We start from the raw sequence: 15,980 nt of genomic DNA, 5'->3' as shown, positions 1-15,980 counted from the left end.
CATCCCACGGCATAAGCGACTCCATATACGGGTTCTTATGCCTTAGTTGTAAGTGTCTACCATGTCCCCGAACAAGCGTTCACTATGTCCCCAGTCTGTACAGTGGGAGAGGGCCGGGGTGAGGGCACCAGACCGCACGCCACCCGACAAGACCCATGATATGCTGTTGGCCGAAAAATACGCCAACACATAACAGGGGAGAACATGGGTTCTACACGTAAAGGGATGTTAAACGTCCTGATCGCCGCCATTTTATGGGGCAGCTCAGGGGTTTGCGCGCAGTACATCATGGAGAAGAGCCATATCTCCTCGCCGTATCTCACCATGGTTCGTCTGCTGTTTGCCGGAGTGATCCTGCTGACCTTGTCGTTCGTACACGGTGACAAGATTTTCTCGGTCATCAAAAATCGTAAAGACGCCATCAGCCTGCTGATTTTTTCCCTGTTCGGGGCGCTGATCGTCCAGCTCACGTTCCTGGTCACCATCGAAAAATCCAACGCCGCCACCGCCACCGTGCTGCAGTTCCTGTCGCCGACCATTATCGTGGCGTGGTTCGCGCTGGCGCGTCAAAAGCGCCCGGGGATCTTTGTGCTGGCGGCGATCATGACCTCGCTTATTGGCACCTTTTTACTGGTCACCCACGGCGATCCGACCTCGCTGACCATATCCCCTGCCGCACTCTGCTGGGGCATCGCCTCTGCCTTCGCGGCGGCGTTTTACACCACCTACCCGTCGACGCTGATCGCTCGCTACGGCACCTTGCCGATTGTCGGCTGGAGTATGCTGCTGGCCGGATTAATGCTGACGCCATTTTATGCCGGACGTGACACCACCTTCGTGGTCGACGGCAGCCTGCTGCTGGCGTTTTTCTATCTGGTGGTGATCGGCACGTCGGTGACCTTCAGCCTGTATCTGAAAGGTGCGCAGATGATTGGCGGCCCGAAAGCGAGCATTCTGAGCTGCGCCGAACCACTGAGCAGCGCCCTGCTGTCGGTGATGTTGCTCGGCGTGGCGTTTACCCTACCGGACTGGCTGGGCACGCTGTTGATTGTGTCGTCGGTGGTACTGATTTCGATGGATTCGCGCAGAAAGGTTCAGACATCAGTGTGATTCAGGAATGATAGTGATAACGACACATCAAAAGGGTGAGGCCGCTATCCGTCACGCCATAAACCAAACGGTCGGTGTCGTTAATACGGCGAGACCAGTAACCTGAAAGATTACCTTTAAGCGGTTCCGGCTTACCCAGCCCGTCGAAGGGTTGACGCTTCGCATCTTCAATAAGGTTGTTGATTCTGCGAAGCGTCTTCCTGTCTTGCTCCTGCCACCACAGGTAATCGTCCCAACCGTGGTCAGTCCAAATGAGTAGCCTGGTCATTCATCAGATCCCTCTGTGTGGTTTTCCCGCTGTTGGCCTGAGCGATTGACTCCATCAGTCGGCTGGCATTGGTAGGTGAACTCATCAGATGGATAGTTTCCATCAATGAGTTGTAGTGCTGAAGAGACATCACAACCGCATCCCCACCGTTACGACGGCTAATGATGGTCGTTTCTACATTCTCGTTCACATCGTCCAGCACGTCTTTGAGTCGGCTACGTGCATCGGTAAAGGTGACAACCTGCATACTTCCTCCTGTACAAGTTACGGTACAAGTATAATGAGCAAGCGATGAATTATCAACCAATGCGTCGCGAGCTAGCCCTTACTGCGCCTTCACCTTAACCGCCACCAGCAGCCCGGTGATCAGCATCAGGGTGCCGGAAATCACCAGCGGTGACGTCAGTCCCAGATGGTCGAGCGCCACGCCGCCCACCGCCGCCCCGCAGGTGTTCGCCAGCTGGATCACCGCCACCTGAATGGAACCGGCTTTTTCCGCCTGATCGGCAAGGTTTCGGGTGATCCACGTCGACCAGCCCACCGGGATCAGCGCAAAGGCAAAGCCCCAGATAATCGCGATCGCCGTCGCCACCCACTTGTCGCTCCCCCACAGGATCAGCACCACGGCGCTGATGGCCAGCACCAGCGGCGCACCCGCCAGCACAAACTTCAGCGAGCGTTTCAGGAACTGTGCCGACAGCGACGTGCCGACAAAGCTGGCGATACCGAAGCTTAACAGCACCAGCGTCAGGCCATCGACGTCAAACCCGGCCAGGGTCGTAAACACCGGGCGGATATAGGTAAAGAAGGCAAACTGCCCGGCGAAGGCCAAAAAGATAGCCGACATGCCCGCCAGCACGCCGGGGCGTTTCAGCAGGCTGAACATGTTCTGTTTGTGATGCGCGGCTTCGCCCGGCAGCGACGGCAGCGCTTTCCACACCCACAGGATGCACAGCACGCCCATCACCGCAGCGCCGTTAAAGACGTTGCGCCAGCCAATGATGCCCCCAAGGAAGCTGCCCAGCGGCGCGGCGATCACCAGCGCAATGGAGACGGCACCAAAAATCACCGACAGGGCTTTCGGCACCGTGCGCGCCGGCACCAGCCGCATGGTCAGTGACGCCGACATCGCCCAGAATCCGCCGAGCCCCAGTCCCAGACAGGCGCGGCCCAGCAGCAACAGCGCAAAGCTATTGGCAAACGAGACCAGCAGGCAGGAGAGGGTCAGAAGGACTGAAAAGAAGATCACCACTTTACGACGATCGGTGGTGCCAATCACCTGGGTGATAAACAGGCTGGCAAACATGGCGACAAAGGCGGTAACGGTCACCGACTGGCCCGCTAAACCTTCGGAGATCCCCAGGTCCTGGGCCATCGGCGTCAGCAGGCTGACCGGCAAAAACTCCACGGTAATCAGACAGGCGACGCAGAACGCCACGGAAAAAACCGCCGACCAGTTAGGCCGCGATGCCGCTTTGGCATGGGGCGAAGGGGCGGAGTGGATCTGTTCTGTCATGGCGTCACCTGGGGAGAAACTGAGCGGGAAAGCCGCGCAGTTTACCACCAAAATTGTGACGAATTTAACGTTTTGACAACTTTTCTTTTTGCCGGGCGGCGCTGCGCTTGCACCGGCCTGCGTGTCCCGTAGGCCCGGTAAGCGCAGCGCCACCGGGCAAAGACGCACCCGCGAGCGGGCTGATATCAGTGCAGGTAGAAAACGCCCTCTTCCGGCAGGAAAAGCTGGTTATAGCGCAACTGAAAAGCGTTGAACTCAAACGGATCGGGCTCCATATCGCGCATAAAGCCAAGCGCCATGCGGATCTGGGCGTCGGTGATCGGCGCGGCCAGCCGCGCTTTGCGCAGCAGTCGATACCAGCTCAGCAGGTTGTTTTCACTGCTGTCGACAATGCATACCTGCCAGATCAGCAGCACCTGGGCGGCGTTTTGCAGGTGAGACTCGTCCGGGCGTTCAAGGTAGTGGATAAACTCATTGCCCGCACTTTTACCAAACTGGTCGATCATCGATTCCACAGAAACCGGGGTAATACCCAGACGCTCGCTAAGACGACGAATAGCACGTCGGGGTCCCGACGTCATGACGCGAAAGCCCACCACAAACACCACGGCAAGCGTAGCCAGCATAATCCAGACCATGAATTCTCCTTAAATATAGCGGCTCATGATATCGGGAAATGCCGTGCGTCAACAGAAGCATTGGGCATAAAAAAACCCGGCACGAGGCCGGGCAAAACATCACCTGTGCACTCAGGCAGCGTGTAACTGACGCAGACGTTTTTCGCGACGGATTTTGCGCTCTTCGAGCACTGCAACCATCGCCATCAGACAGATACAGGCAATGGCGGCGGCGTCCAGCGCAGCAAAAGTGCCCGCCCAGCCGGTGAGGCCAAAGATTGGCGTACCGTCGGCAATCATCCCCAGTCCCAGCTTGGCGAAGCTGTCGCCGATCAGATAGGCGAAGGTGCCTTTAATCCCATCGGCAGCGCCGATCGCTTTTTTCGGCACAAAGCCGACGGCGGCCACGCCAATCAGCAGCTGTGGGCCAAACACCAGGAAGCCGAGCGCAAACAGCGACATCAGGTAGACATACTGATTGCTGGCATGCTGGTAAACGCCGAGGGTGGCGATAATCAATGCCAGCGCCACGCAGGCCACCAGTGCCCGACGACCGTTGGCCAGATCCGACAGCCAGCCCCACAGCAATGTGCCGACCAGCGCGCCCACTTCAAACAGGGTAAAGCCCTGGATCGCCACCTCTTTGGAGAGCTTCAGCTCCTGGAAGGCGTAGACGGTTGACCACTGATCGATACCGATACGCACCACGTACAGGAAGATATTGGAGAAGCATAGCAGCCAGATGACCTTATTCTTCAGCACGTATTCGACGAAGATCTGCCATTTGGTCATGTCGTTTTCTTCGGTCTCTTTGTCCTCTTCGCTGATCTCTTCGTCAAACAGCTCTTCCGCTTTGCCGAGGCCGTAAGATTCCGGGGAGTCGCTGCCGAAGCGCAGGCCGATAAAACCGACCACCAGGGCGATGATCGACGGGAAGATAAACATGCCGATCACGTGACCGTCGAACAGGAAATTGGCCCCGAACAACGCCACGCCAGCCGCACCCGCACCGCCAAGGTTGTGGGAGATGTTCCACATGCCCAGGTACGAACCGCGCTTGCGGCGCGGAGTCCATTTGGTGATGGTCGAGTAGCTGCACGACCCGCCGGTACTCTGGAAGAAACCGCTCAGCGCGTAGAAGGCGATCATCATAAACAGGCTGACCGAGCCCGTGCCCATGCTGGCGCTGAAGCCAAGCATACAAATCGCGGAGAGGATCAGCATAAACGGCAGGAACTGCTTGGTGTTTTTACCGTCCGCGTAGTACGACACCAGGGTTTTACCCACGCCGTAGGTGATGGAGAAACCGAGGCCAATCATCCCCAGCTGGGTCATGCTCAGCCCGTAGGTGGAGATCATGTCGTTCTGGGCGATGTTAAAGTTTTTGCGGATCAGATACATGGTCAGGTAGCCGATGAAGACCACCAGATACGACTGCATGAACGGTTTGAACCACATTTTGCGCCGCACATCGAGCGGCAGATCCAGGGTCGGCTTGCGCACCTGGTTGAGGAAGGCCAGCATGTTGGTTGCTCCTGAGCTGATTTTTATACCTGCGAATGGCAGGCATTGTAAAAATCAGCCGGGCGCGCCGCCTGAGACAGCGTCCAGGCGGAACCGGGAAAATATCTTAGTTTTGCCCCACTCGGAGCAAAAGAGTGAGGTGCATCACGCTTCACTGACCTCGCGAGGGGTCTGAGCGTTGAGGAACGGCAGCAGCAGCAGGGCAGAAATACCCGCCGCGATGGCGATCACCGCGAAGAATCCGCTCCAGTGCCAGATGTCGATCACCCGCGCCAGCGGCCAGCCGGAAAGCGATGCGCCCAGGTAGGCGAACAGGCCGACAAATCCCGTCGCCGCACCCGCCGCCTCTTTGTGCGAGCACTCCGCCGCCGCCATGCCAATCAGCATCTGCGGGCCAAACACGAAAAATCCGGTGGTGAAGAAGCAGGCCGCCTGCATCACGTAGCTGGCGAAGGGCATCAGCCACAGGGAACCGACCGAGAGCAAAATCCCGGCGGCAAAAATCAGGTTCATCGGCCCACGGTTGCCGTTGAACAGCTTGTCCGAGCCCCAGCCGGCCACTAATGCACCGATAAATCCGCCCAGCTCAAACATCGACACCGCCGAGTTGGCGGTGACCAGATCGACGCCCAGCGTCTCGGACATGTACAGATTGCCCCAATCGTTGATCGCCGCGCGCACGATGTACACCAGCACGTAGCACAGGGACAGCAGCCAGATATACGGGTTCAGCAGCACGTATTTGGTGAGGATTTCCCGCCGCGTCAGTCCCTCGCCTTCCTGCTGCTGAGCAATCTCCAGCTCGTCGTGCCGCCAGTCGCCAATCGGCGGCAGGCCGACAGTTTGCGGCCTGTCGCGCAAGCGCCAGCACAAAAACAGCCCGGCGAGGATCGCCAGACTACCGGCAATCATCATCCCCACCCGCCAGCCGTAGTGCAGCGCCGCCGCACCAACGACGATCGGGATCAGCGCCCCACCGACGTTATGCGCCGTGTTCCAGAGCGCCCACCAGCCGCCGCGCTCGGTGCGCGAATACCAGCTGGTCAGCAGGCGGGCGCAGACCGGCGACCCCCAGCCCTGGAAAAAGGCGTTCAGCGCCCACAGCACGGCAAAGGCCCACAGCGAGGTAGAGAAGCCGAACAGGATGTTGACCACCCCGGTGGCGATCAGCCCAAAGCCCATGAAATAACGGGCATTGGAGCGGTCGCTGACGATCCCGGACAGAAACTTCGACAGGCCGTAGGTGATGTAAAACAGCGTCGCCAGCAGGCCGATATCGGTGCGGGTCATCACCCCGCTGGCAAGAATTTCCGGGGCGGCGGCGTTAAAGCTTTTGCGGGTGAAATAGAACAGCGCGTAGCCGAGCCAGATGGTGAGCAAAATATGCCGCCGCCAGTAGCGATAGCGGGCGTCGATTTCAGCCTTGTCGCCAAGCGGCACGGCACTGACGGGGGTTTTCAGAAAGCGCAGCATGGCGGGTCCTTATGCATTACGTCGTGGCAGGCTGACGCTGACGCGGGTGCCGTGGGTGCAGGAGATAGCCAGCGTGCCGCCCAGCGCCGTCACGCGCTCGCGCATCCCCGCCAGACCAAAGCCCTGCTGGCCGGAGCCGGGCGGCAGACCGCAGCCGTCATCCTCCAGCAGCAGCATCAGCCGGTCATCCTGCTGCCAGCCCTGCAGCGTCACCGCGCTGGCGCTGGCGTGCTTGACGACATTATTCAGCCCTTCCTGGCAGACGCGGAACAGGGTGACGCGCTGGCCCTCGCTCAGCGTTGTCTCGTCGATATGCCAGTCAAGATGGCTGACGATACCGCGGCTTTCCAGCTCCATCTCGCGCATCAGGGAACGTACCGCCTGCTCAAGGGAGAGATCGTCCAGCTGGCGCGGGCGCAACCGCCCCAGCAGACGGCGGACCGAGTCATACACCCCGAGAGAAAGCTGTTCGATGTGCGCCCCGCCCTGCTTTACGCCCGCATTTCCCGGTGCCAGACGCTGAACGATGCCCGCCTGGGTGCGAATAGCGGTGATGGTCTGGCCGATATCGTCATGCAGTTCGCGCGCCACCTCCCGGCGGACATGCTCTTCAGTCTCCAGCAGCCGCTCGGCCAGACGGCGGTTGCGCGCCAGCTCGGTTTGCAGGGACTGGTTGAGCTCGCGCAGGCGCTGGATCCCCGCTCCGAGCAGCAGCCCGGTGAGACTCTGCGCCAGCAGCGACAGCAGCAAATCGACCGGATGGTCGTGCCAGGTCTGGCTGGCGATCAGCGCAATGGCATTCATCAGGGTGGCGATCAGCGCGCCCTGCCAGCCGTAATGCCAGGCGAGGGCAATAATCGGCAGCGCCAGGCAGAACGGGGTAAAACGGGAAAGCTCAGAGGGGAGCCCCAGCTGCAGCCATAGGCTGACCACAAACAGCAGCACGTAGCCAACAAGATGGCGGGCGCGCCAGTTCACCGGCTGTGAGACCAGCCCCGGCCCCAGCGGTTGCCAGACGGTGCTGGTGAGATAGTGCCAGATAACCAGACAGGTCGGGGCCAGCGTCAGCCCGCCGGTCAGGGTCAGCAGCAGGGCGTTGAAGGCCTCCGGCTGGTTGATCCACGCCAGCGATTGCAGCAGCGCGGCGGCGATTAACGCAGCGCCCTGCCACAGCAAGGTGCGCCAGTCGCGCTGGTGACGATAGCGGGAGATCAGCGCCACCGGGAGCAGCGTCAGCACGCTTCCGGTCATCAATATTGGCAGATGCGCCAGCGCCACTTCCTGCGCCAGCCAGACCAGCATCAGCCACTCTGCTCCGAGTAAAACCGGCCAGTAGCCGCGCGGGCATTGCAGCATCAGCCCCAGCCGCAGGCCAAACGGGAACAGCAGCACCGCCAGCTCCGGGCGTTCGACCAGGTGCAGGCTGATGCTCCACAGGCAAAACCACGCGGCAGAGAAGATAAAGAAACTGGCGACCACCGCCACCAGCCGGGAGAAGAAGGGGTTCATTACCAGCCGTCAAACATGCGGCGGGCCAGTTCGACGTCGTTGCTGACGCCGAGTTTTTCCATCAGGTTGGCGCGATGAACGTGAACGGTTTTCGGTGACAGGCCAAGCTCGACGGCGATCTCTTTCACCGCCATCCCCTGGGCCAGCTTTTCGGCCACCTGGCGTTCGCGCTTCGTCAGCGGATCCTGGCGTCCGGCCGCCAGCTTGATGGCGATGTCCGGCGTCAGATAGCAGCCGCCGGTCGCCACGGTACGCACGGCGGCGATCAGCTCGTCCGGGCTACAGCGTTTCGAGAGAAAACCGCGCGCCCCGGCGTTCAGTGCTTGCTCCACCAGCGCCGGGCTGTCGTGGACCGACAGCATTATCGTTGCCATCCCCTTCGGCAGCTGGCTGAGCAGCTCCAGCCCGGAGAGATCCGGCATCGAGATATCGCAGATGCACACCTGCACCCCGCGCCCCGGCAGCCCCGCGAGCGCCTCGCGACCGGAGCCAAATTCGGCCACCACCTGAAAGTCAGGCTCCAGGCTCAGAAGCTGGGCAAATCCAGAGCGGACGATAAGGTGATCGTCGATAAGGGCGATGGTGGTCATGGTGCGGTCCTGGCGGGATGAAAAACGCGCTTACCTTAGCGATAAGCGCGCTGCTGTTCAAGCTGTGAACGATTTTCGCCGTCAGAGGATGCCGGTGGTTACCCTGAAGTGACGCGTCGCGGACGGTGCCAGTTCGATCAAACTGCCGCTGCTCTGCGCTGCCAGGAAGCCTTCCGGGCGGCAGGTGGCCGGCAGTGCGAACGCCGCCACACGCTGATCGCCGTTATAGAGGATCCAGCGGGTGGCGTAGTTCAGCTCCGCGCTGGCAAAACGGGTGACGAACGTGACGCCATCGGGGGCGATCATCCGAAATTCCGGCGTTTCAGTGTAGCGATCGAGGCGATCGGCAAAAAAGACAATCTCCGGATCGTAATACTGTGGCGCATCCAGCACCTTCAGCGAGGCTTCGCCCTGCTGCAGACGCTGATTAAATGCCAGCCACTGTTCGGTTGGCTTTACATGCGCCGGGATCGATTCGCGCAGCCGGATAGCCTCATCCGGGATGTTCTGGCTGAACGAGGCCCCTTCAACGTAGGCATAGTTCATGTGGCACATGTACTGTAGCGGCATCGGCACCGAGGCCAGATTGGTCACCGTCATGGCGATGTCGAACAGGGCGCTGTCTTTATGCAGCGTCACCGACGGCTGCGCCTGATAATGATGACCGAATCCCATCACATACTCATAGCGCCCGCCGATGCGCAGGCTGTCGCCCTCCAGCTCGAGCCAGGCGTCGTCCATCGGCGCACACGGCATTTCGCCATGCAGCGGGTGCGTATCTTCGGGCGCAGGGCAGCCGTTGGCCAGCAGCCCGGAGTGAAATGCGAAGCAGCCGTAAGTGGCGACCACCTCTTTTGCCGGTAACGGCTGGCTGAACATGTTCTTCATGGTCAGATCGCGGCCGTCGAACTCGGCATCCCAGATCATCTGCCCCAGCCAGGGGAGGATCACCAGATGCCCGCGGGCGTTCTGCACGCGCAGCCCTTCCACGCCGCTGGCGTAGCGAAACGCCGTCACCGTGAAGTCGTCATTTTCCAGTAAGGTGCGCGGCTGTTCATTAAACAGCGTGCGCCACAGGGTGATACGGGTCATAACGGTTCTCCTCAGGACGCGGTGGCTGCGGTCAGCTCACGACGTACTTTGCTTTCACGCCAGAAGTAGACGCCGACATAGACGAAGCACAGCATCGACACCAGGAAAGAGGCCTGTAACGAATGGACCAGGTCAGCGACATACCCCTGCACCGCAGGCACCACCGCCGCGCCCACAATCGCCATCACGATCACCGCGCCCGCCATCTCGGTGTGCTCGTTATCCACCGTGTCCAGGGTTCCGGCATAGATGGTCGCCCAGCAGGGTCCAAACAGAATGCTCACCAGCACCGCCGCATACACCGCACTGAAACTCGGGGCCAGCGCCACGTAGACCAGCAGCAGGGCACCGATCACCGAATAGAGGATCAGCACTTTTTCCGGGTTGAAGCGGGTCATCAGAATGTTGGCGATAAATTTGCCGATGAAGAAGCAGATGAAGCTGTACACCATAAAGTTGGAGGCGTCGCGCTCGTTAATATCGCCCAGCTCCAGCGCCAGTCGGATGGTGAATGACCAGACCGCCACCTGCATCCCGACGTACAGGAACTGCGCCATGATGCCGCGACGAAAGCGCGGGTTGGCCGCCAGATAGCGCAGCGTCTCCATTGCCGACGGGCGTTTACGTTCTGGGGCGGCCGCCACTTTGCAGGTCGGGAAGCGGGTCAGCAGGAACAGCACCATCACCACAACCAGCACCATAATCATGTACTTGTAGGGTTCGAGGGTGTTATCCAGCATCAGGATTTTAAACTGATGGATTTGCTCGGCGTTCATCCCGGCCATCTGCTTCTCGAGGCTGTCGCCTTCGGAAAAGACCAGATATTTACCCAGCAAAATCCCGGCCACCGCGCCGATAGGGTAGAAGGTCTGGCTGACGTTAAGACGCAGCGTGGCCTGGGCTTTCGGGCCCAGCATCGAGCTATAGGTATTGGCTGCGGTTTCCAGGAAACTCAGGCCGATGGCAATGGCGAAAATCGCCGCCAGGAACATGGTGTAGGTTGCCATGTGCGAGGCAGGGAAAAAGAGCGTACAGCCGACGATATAGAGCGTCAGCCCCATGAGTATCGCGATTTTATAGCTGCTCTTTTTAATTACCAGAGATGCGGGAATAGCGATCAGGAAATAACCGCCATAAAAAGCACTTTGCACCAGCGCAGAGGCAAAATTGCTGAGGGCAAATACACTTTTAAACTGCGTAATTAATATATCATTTAATGCCGCAGCGCATCCCCATAACGGGAATAAACAGGATAACAAAATAAACTGGAACAGAGGAGTTTTATTCAGATAGCCGTCAGGCATCTGAATGATATTTTTATCGTTCATAGTGCTACCTTTTAGTGTGCAGGGTTTTATTCGTTCATCGAAACAAATTCGTTGAATTGTTCAATGCTGGGGTAAGAAGATTGCGTTCCTTTTCCGGTGACGCTAAACGCGGCAAAGAAAGAGGCTTTTTTCATGGCGGCTTCGACATCGCCGCTCTGGACATAGTAGTGCGCGAAGCAGCCGATAAAGGCATCGCCTGCGCCGCTGGTATCGATGGCATTCACTTTAAATGCCGGAACCATAACTTCCCGATCGCGGGTCATCCACAACGCGCCTTTTTCGCCCATGGTGACAATAATATTATTTAGCCCTTTATCGACAAGCGAGCGCGCGGCGAGACAAATATTCTCGTAGGTATTGACCGGCATTCCGGTCAGAATTTCCAGCTCGGTTTCATTGGGAACAAAGAAATCACATTTACAGGCATAAGACATGTCTAATTCACGCAGTGCCGGGGCCGGATTTAATAACACCTGAATACCGTGTTTCTTACCAAATTCAATGGCGTGATAAACGGTTTCCAACTGCACTTCAAGCTGTAAGACAATAAGCTGACATTTTTTAAGATCGTCGGCCGCGCGATCGATATCTTCCGGCGACAGGAATTTATTGGCCCCTTTAACGATCAGAATACTGTTGCTGGAACTGGCATTCACAAAAATCGGTGCCACGCCGCTGCTGGTGCAGGGCACTTTTTCCACGTAGGTGGTATTGATGCCCCAGGACTCCAGATTACGGATCGTGTTATCGGCAAAAATATCGTCGCCGACTTTGGTCAGCATCATCACCTTTGAATTCAGCTTGGCTGCCGCTACCGCCTGATTGGCCCCTTTGCCGCCACAGCCAATTTTAAAGGCCGGTGCTTCAAGCGTTTCACCCTCTTTCGGCATCTCGTTGATATAAGTGATGAGATCCACCATGTTGGAGCCGATAACCGCGATATCCATGTTTACTACCTCTCTGAAACAATCACATAACAATGATATTATCGTAACATTATCATGTTATTTCCGTATCATTTGTGACTGCGATCGCGATTAGACAATCCTCATGATTGTTTATTGTTTCACCACCCAATTTGCGTGTTCAGCTATTTTTCTGTAGGCCCCAATGATAATAAAGCGTGATCAAACCACATAAAACGATGAAATACAGAGTGTTATAATGATAACACAGTGCGTAATGTGGCTTTTCTTTAAGGACGCCCGGCAGTATAGTATGGCGCGGCAAAAATGTTTCGTACGCACCATGAATGTTATTTAAGAAACATCGAACAGTGCAGTAGCGGAGAAGGTGAATGGAAACAAAACAAAAAGAACGAATCCGGCGTCTGGTTGAACTGCTGAAGAAAACCGACCGCATTCACCTGAAAGAGGCCGCCCGGATGCTGGAGGTGTCGGTGATGACCATTCGTCGCGACCTGAGCCCCGACAATCAGGAGATGGTGCTGCCATTAACGCTGCTGGGCGGCTATATCGTGATGGTCAACAAGCCCGCGACCGCCCCCACCGCGCAGCCGGTACGCAGCCAGACGCATCATCCTGACGATCTGCCGATGGCGATTTTGGCCGCCGGGATGGTGGCGGAAAATGATTTAGTGTTTTTCGATAATGGCCCGGAGATGCCGCTGGTGATTAGCATGATCCCGGATGACATTACCTTTACCGGGATCTGCTACTCGCATCGGGTGTTTGTCGCGCTCAATGAAAAACCGAATGCCACCGCCATCCTGTGCGGCGGCACCTACCGGGCGAAGAGCGATGCCTTCTATGACACCAGCAATCCGTCGGTGCTCGACTCACTGAACCCGCGTAAGGCGTTTATCTCCGCCAGCGGCGTGCATGAACACTACGGCGTGACCTGGTTTAACCCGGACGACCTCGCCACCAAACGCAAGGCCATCCAGCACGGACTGCGTAAAATCCTGCTGGCGCGCTATGCCCTGTTTGATGAGGTGGCCTCCGCCAGCATCGGGCCGCTATCCGCCTTTGATGTGCTGATCAGCGACCGTCCGCTGCCGGCAGATTACCCGGCGCACTGCCGGAACGGGTTCGTCAAAGTCATCACCCCGGATTCCGCCAGCGAGTAGGTTACTCGAAGAACACCGCGATTTTGTTAAACATGGTCGGGTCGGACTGGTTACGCACCACTTTCACCACGTCTTCCAGCTTGTCGATCTGAGCCATCATCTGCTCCAGCCGCTGGTCATCACTCACCAGCAGCCAGATGCGGCTGTGCTCGCTCCCCTGAATCGGCAGACACAAAATGCCTTCGACGTTAAACGCCCGGCGGGCAAAGAGCCCGCAGACGTGGGTCATGACGCCAGGGTGGTTGCGGACGGTGAGTTCCAGAATGACGTTATCATGTTGCTTCTGCATGGCTTATTCCCCCACCATTTCAGTATTGGCCGCACCCGGCGGAACCATTGGATAGACTTTTTGTTGTGGATCGATACGCACGTGGATCAGCGCCGGACCCGGGCGTGAGATCGCCGCCTGCAGTGCGGCATGCGCATCCTCTTCGGCATTTAAATCGCAGGTGTGCAGGCCAAACCCGGCGGCAATTTGCATAAAGTTGATCGTTCCTGGATAGGTCGCGGCAAACACGCCCTGCTTGTAGAACAGGCTTTGCTGCTGATGCACCAGCCCCAGCGCTTCGTTGTTCATCAGGATGATTTTCACGTCCAGCTGGTTTTCTGCCGCGGTCGCCATCTCCTGAATGTTCATCATCAGGCTGCCGTCACCTGAGAAACAGATAACCTTGCGATCCGGGTTCGCCAGCGCCGCGCCGACGGCAGCAGGCAGGCCAAAGCCCATCGTGCCCAGCCCGCCGGACGTCAGCCACTGGCGCGGACGGTTCAGGGGATAGGCCTGTGCGGTCCACATCTGATGCTGGCCCACGTCGGTGGTGATGATAGCGCTGTCGTCCACGCAGGCGGCGACGGCGTTGATCAGCCCGTAATGGCTCAGCGGGTCGCCTTCGGTGGGGATCGCCCCCGGGAACTCCTGCTGCAATCCGCTCACCTGCTGGCGCCACGCCGTGCGCGGGGTGGCTTCAATCTGCGGCAGCAGCTGGGCCAGCACCTCGTTGACATCGCCCTGAATAGCGACGTGCGGCTGCTTGATTTTGCCCAGCTCCGCGCGGTCGATATCCACGTGGATGATTTTGGCATTGGGGCAGAACTGCTCGGTTTTGCCAATCGCCCGGTCATCAAAACGTGCCCCGAGAACAATCAGTAAATCCGCTTCCTGCAGAATAAAGTTGGTGCTGCGCGCGCCGTGCATCCCGAGCATCCCCAGCGACAGCGGGTGCGCTTTTGGCAGCATGCCCAGCGCCATCAGGGTCATGGTGGTGGGCAGGTTGGCTTTTTCGGCCAGCGTGCGCACCGCGTCAGGCGCATCGATCACCCCACCGCCGAGATACAGTACCGGGCGCGCTGCGGCGTTGATCATTGCCGCGGCTTCGCGCACGCGCTCAACGCTGAATTCCGGCGAGGGCGCGCGGGTGCCCGGCTCCGGCAAGACGTCGATCTCAATCTCAGCGGTCTGCACATCCTTAGGAATGTCTATCCACACCGGGCCTGGACGGCCGGACTGCGCAATGCGGAACGCATCGCTGATAACCTGCGGTAATTCGCTGATATCGCGCACTAAATAGTTGTGCTTGGTGATGGGGATAGAGATGCCGTAGGTGTCTACTTCCTGGAACGCGTCGGTGCCGATCATCGAGGCCGGTACCTGGCCGGTAATGCAGACTAACGGGATGGAATCGAGACGCGCATCGGCGATGGCGGTCACCAGGTTGGTGGCCCCCGGCCCGCTACAGGCCATACAGACTGCCGGTTTGCCCTCGGTGCGCGCCATGCCCTGGGCGATAAAGCCCGCACCCTGTTCGTGACGCGCCAGCACATGGCGGATCTGCGTGCTCTGACTTAAGGCGTCGTACAGGGGAAGTACCGTTCCGCCAGGAATACCCGCAACAATGGTAATGCCCTGACGTTCCAGTAAATGAACGATTAACTGCGCGCCAGTAAAACGCGTCTTATTGGATGTTGTGCCCGAACTTGCCATGCTCCAGTCCTTTTATTCTGGGCCGACTTTCCGGGAGGCTTAAACTAAAAACCCCGCCGGTTTGCGCCGGCGGGGTTTGGAATCGTGTGTTGATTCAGTCCCTACGGCGCATTGCCGACGACCACCACCACACGTACGACGACCACTGCGGCTGGGTGCGCAGTTTTTAGTAGGGTCGAAGTCAGCAGGGAAGCGTTCATTAGGAACCTGTTCTGGAATCATTGAGTGGATTTATACAAACACAGGTTTTCAGACCTGACAATGGAATTATTTTCATCTGCGTAAAAATGCGTCAGGGATCACGTTTCAGTACGTTGCTCGCTCATTCCAGGAGTCACTATAGATGACATTGCCGTCGCAATGCTTCCAGGTGATTTTCTCATAACGTATGAGAACCGTTTCAAGGTGTGTTCCGGTGTTTGCGCCTGGATACAGATCTGGTGTGATTGAGGTTATTTTCACATTCTCAAGGATGATATTAAAATATTCCTCTTCTAAACCAGCCTCATTAATCTGATACATCTTAACGGTGGCTGACTGGAGCGTTCTCCCCGTACTCAGAGCCCGAAACAGGAAAGGGGTTACACGATCAAATTCCTTCTGAAACATCACGGGCATGTGTATGCGCGTACCCGTCAATTTGCCGGTATTCCCGTTGACGGGGATATTGACATTATGAGTGAAGGATTTTATTTCAATTACACCTTCACGCCCTGACACAAGGCAAGGGCCAATCATGGGAGAACCATTTTCATCAGTCAGAAACAAATAAGCCGGGTTTGCCATAAAAACTCCTTTTTTAATATTCAATCGTACTTATCAAATCGGCCGAAAATTATCGGATGAACAATAATAAACACTACGATAGCGATGAACGTGAGTA

17 protein-coding genes are annotated in these 15,980 nt (G+C 57.7%); 2 read left to right on the top strand and 15 right to left on the bottom strand.

Features of this window, described 5'->3' with window-relative positions; translation table 11 throughout:
* The first annotated feature begins 204 nt into the window (after nucleotides 1-204).
* Entirely contained in the window at nucleotides 205-1,110 is a 906-nt protein-coding gene (locus M8013_RS02205) for a DMT family transporter (RefSeq protein ID WP_271266200.1), read from the top strand.
* 1 nt (nucleotide 1,111) lies between these two features.
* Here M8013_RS02205 and M8013_RS02200 read toward each other — a convergent pair whose 3' ends face one another.
* The 11 genes from M8013_RS02200 to rbsK all read right to left on the bottom strand — a co-directional run bounded on the left by M8013_RS02200 (nucleotide 1,112) and on the right by rbsK (nucleotide 11,974).
* Complete coding sequence (locus M8013_RS02200) at nucleotides 1,112-1,378, bottom strand: Txe/YoeB family addiction module toxin (protein ID WP_271266199.1); 267 nt, start codon at nucleotides 1,376-1,378, stop codon at nucleotides 1,112-1,114.
* Nucleotides 1,353-1,625: a type II toxin-antitoxin system Phd/YefM family antitoxin gene (locus M8013_RS02195; RefSeq protein WP_271266198.1), complete on the bottom strand. Its 273-nt coding sequence runs from the start codon at nucleotides 1,623-1,625 to the stop codon at nucleotides 1,353-1,355. Before M8013_RS02195 ends, M8013_RS02200 begins: the two co-directional genes overlap by 26 nt.
* Before the next feature lie 78 nt (nucleotides 1,626-1,703).
* Entirely contained in the window at nucleotides 1,704-2,894 is a 1,191-nt protein-coding gene (gene nepI / locus M8013_RS02190; protein WP_271266197.1) for a purine ribonucleoside efflux pump NepI, read from the bottom strand.
* 185 nt (nucleotides 2,895-3,079) lie between these two features.
* Nucleotides 3,080-3,532, bottom strand: coding sequence for a DUF1198 domain-containing protein (locus M8013_RS02185; RefSeq protein WP_271266196.1), 453 nt, complete (start codon nucleotides 3,530-3,532; stop codon nucleotides 3,080-3,082).
* Between the two features lie 111 nt (nucleotides 3,533-3,643).
* Nucleotides 3,644-5,035, bottom strand: coding sequence for a hexose-6-phosphate:phosphate antiporter (uhpT, locus tag M8013_RS02180; RefSeq protein ID WP_271266195.1), 1,392 nt, complete (start codon nucleotides 5,033-5,035; stop codon nucleotides 3,644-3,646).
* Between the two features lie 144 nt (nucleotides 5,036-5,179).
* Nucleotides 5,180-6,508 (bottom strand): MFS transporter, encoded by a 1,329-nt coding sequence (gene uhpC, locus M8013_RS02175; RefSeq protein ID WP_271266194.1) that lies wholly within the window; start codon nucleotides 6,506-6,508, stop codon nucleotides 5,180-5,182.
* 9 nt (nucleotides 6,509-6,517) lie between these two features.
* Nucleotides 6,518-8,017, bottom strand: a complete 1,500-nt coding sequence (uhpB, locus tag M8013_RS02170; protein ID WP_271266193.1) for a signal transduction histidine-protein kinase/phosphatase UhpB — start codon at nucleotides 8,015-8,017, stop codon at nucleotides 6,518-6,520.
* Nucleotides 8,017-8,607, bottom strand: coding sequence for a response regulator transcription factor UhpA (gene uhpA, locus M8013_RS02165; protein ID WP_271266192.1), 591 nt, complete (start codon nucleotides 8,605-8,607; stop codon nucleotides 8,017-8,019). The genes uhpB and uhpA overlap by 1 nt, the downstream gene beginning before the upstream one ends.
* 81 nt (nucleotides 8,608-8,688) lie before the next feature.
* The gene (locus M8013_RS02160) at nucleotides 8,689-9,699 is read right to left on the bottom strand and encodes an aldose 1-epimerase family protein (RefSeq protein ID WP_271266191.1); all 1,011 of its coding nucleotides are present in this window, start codon (nucleotides 9,697-9,699) and stop codon (nucleotides 8,689-8,691) included.
* A gap of 11 nt (nucleotides 9,700-9,710) precedes the next feature.
* Nucleotides 9,711-11,027, bottom strand: coding sequence for an L-fucose:H+ symporter permease (fucP, locus tag M8013_RS02155; protein ID WP_271266190.1), 1,317 nt, complete (start codon nucleotides 11,025-11,027; stop codon nucleotides 9,711-9,713).
* 26 nt (nucleotides 11,028-11,053) lie between these two features.
* On the bottom strand, nucleotides 11,054-11,974 hold the full coding sequence (gene rbsK, locus M8013_RS02150; RefSeq protein WP_271266189.1) for a ribokinase: 921 nt from the start codon (nucleotides 11,972-11,974) through the stop codon (nucleotides 11,054-11,056).
* A 350-nt stretch (nucleotides 11,975-12,324) separates the two neighbouring features.
* On the opposite strand from rbsK, the gene M8013_RS02145 reads away from it, so the two are divergent.
* Nucleotides 12,325-13,116: a DeoR family transcriptional regulator gene (locus M8013_RS02145; RefSeq protein WP_271266188.1), complete on the top strand. Its 792-nt coding sequence runs from the start codon at nucleotides 12,325-12,327 to the stop codon at nucleotides 13,114-13,116.
* Between the two features lies 1 nt (nucleotide 13,117).
* Here M8013_RS02145 and ilvN read toward each other — a convergent pair whose 3' ends face one another.
* The 4 genes from ilvN to M8013_RS02125 all read right to left on the bottom strand — a co-directional run bounded on the left by ilvN (nucleotide 13,118) and on the right by M8013_RS02125 (nucleotide 15,883).
* The gene (ilvN, locus tag M8013_RS02140) at nucleotides 13,118-13,405 is read right to left on the bottom strand and encodes an acetolactate synthase small subunit (protein WP_271266187.1); all 288 of its coding nucleotides are present in this window, start codon (nucleotides 13,403-13,405) and stop codon (nucleotides 13,118-13,120) included.
* Nucleotides 13,406-13,408: 3 nt separating this feature from the next.
* Nucleotides 13,409-15,097, bottom strand: a complete 1,689-nt coding sequence (gene ilvB / locus M8013_RS02135; protein ID WP_271266186.1) for an acetolactate synthase large subunit — start codon at nucleotides 15,095-15,097, stop codon at nucleotides 13,409-13,411.
* Between the two features lie 101 nt (nucleotides 15,098-15,198).
* Nucleotides 15,199-15,297 (bottom strand): ilvB operon leader peptide IvbL, encoded by a 99-nt coding sequence (gene ivbL, locus M8013_RS02130; protein ID WP_106995583.1) that lies wholly within the window; start codon nucleotides 15,295-15,297, stop codon nucleotides 15,199-15,201.
* Nucleotides 15,298-15,403: 106 nt separating this feature from the next.
* Nucleotides 15,404-15,883: an Hcp family type VI secretion system effector gene (locus tag M8013_RS02125; RefSeq protein WP_271266185.1), complete on the bottom strand. Its 480-nt coding sequence runs from the start codon at nucleotides 15,881-15,883 to the stop codon at nucleotides 15,404-15,406.
* Between the last annotated feature and the right edge of the window lie 97 nt (nucleotides 15,884-15,980).

This window comes from Silvania confinis, assembly GCF_025564085.1.
In the GTDB taxonomy this organism is placed as follows: domain Bacteria; phylum Pseudomonadota; class Gammaproteobacteria; order Enterobacterales; family Enterobacteriaceae; genus Enterobacter; species Enterobacter confinis.
Note: the sequence above shows the minus strand (reverse complement) of the source record. Positions and strands in the feature narration are given on the sequence as shown.

What these genes read in the sequence shown, in the direction of transcription:
- M8013_RS02205 (WP_271266200.1), top strand. Translation starts at nt 205, where the DNA reads ATGGGTTCTACACGTAAAGGGATGTTAAACGTCCTGATCGCCGCCATT.
- M8013_RS02200 (WP_271266199.1), bottom strand. Translation starts at nt 1,378, where the DNA reads ATGACCAGGCTACTCATTTGGACTGACCACGGTTGGGACGATTACCTG.
- M8013_RS02195 (WP_271266198.1), bottom strand. Translation starts at nt 1,625, where the DNA reads ATGCAGGTTGTCACCTTTACCGATGCACGTAGCCGACTCAAAGACGTG.
- nepI (WP_271266197.1), bottom strand. Translation starts at nt 2,894, where the DNA reads ATGACAGAACAGATCCACTCCGCCCCTTCGCCCCATGCCAAAGCGGCA.
- M8013_RS02185 (WP_271266196.1), bottom strand. Translation starts at nt 3,532, where the DNA reads ATGGTCTGGATTATGCTGGCTACGCTTGCCGTGGTGTTTGTGGTGGGC.
- uhpT (WP_271266195.1), bottom strand. Translation starts at nt 5,035, where the DNA reads ATGCTGGCCTTCCTCAACCAGGTGCGCAAGCCGACCCTGGATCTGCCG.
- uhpC (WP_271266194.1), bottom strand. Translation starts at nt 6,508, where the DNA reads ATGCTGCGCTTTCTGAAAACCCCCGTCAGTGCCGTGCCGCTTGGCGAC.
- uhpB (WP_271266193.1), bottom strand. Translation starts at nt 8,017, where the DNA reads ATGAACCCCTTCTTCTCCCGGCTGGTGGCGGTGGTCGCCAGTTTCTTT.
- uhpA (WP_271266192.1), bottom strand. Translation starts at nt 8,607, where the DNA reads ATGACCACCATCGCCCTTATCGACGATCACCTTATCGTCCGCTCTGGA.
- M8013_RS02160 (WP_271266191.1), bottom strand. Translation starts at nt 9,699, where the DNA reads ATGACCCGTATCACCCTGTGGCGCACGCTGTTTAATGAACAGCCGCGC.
- fucP (WP_271266190.1), bottom strand. Translation starts at nt 11,027, where the DNA reads ATGAACGATAAAAATATCATTCAGATGCCTGACGGCTATCTGAATAAA.
- rbsK (WP_271266189.1), bottom strand. Translation starts at nt 11,974, where the DNA reads ATGGATATCGCGGTTATCGGCTCCAACATGGTGGATCTCATCACTTAT.
- M8013_RS02145 (WP_271266188.1), top strand. Translation starts at nt 12,325, where the DNA reads ATGGAAACAAAACAAAAAGAACGAATCCGGCGTCTGGTTGAACTGCTG.
- ilvN (WP_271266187.1), bottom strand. Translation starts at nt 13,405, where the DNA reads ATGCAGAAGCAACATGATAACGTCATTCTGGAACTCACCGTCCGCAAC.
- ilvB (WP_271266186.1), bottom strand. Translation starts at nt 15,097, where the DNA reads ATGGCAAGTTCGGGCACAACATCCAATAAGACGCGTTTTACTGGCGCG.
- ivbL (WP_106995583.1), bottom strand. Translation starts at nt 15,297, where the DNA reads ATGAACGCTTCCCTGCTGACTTCGACCCTACTAAAAACTGCGCACCCA.
- M8013_RS02125 (WP_271266185.1), bottom strand. Translation starts at nt 15,883, where the DNA reads ATGGCAAACCCGGCTTATTTGTTTCTGACTGATGAAAATGGTTCTCCC.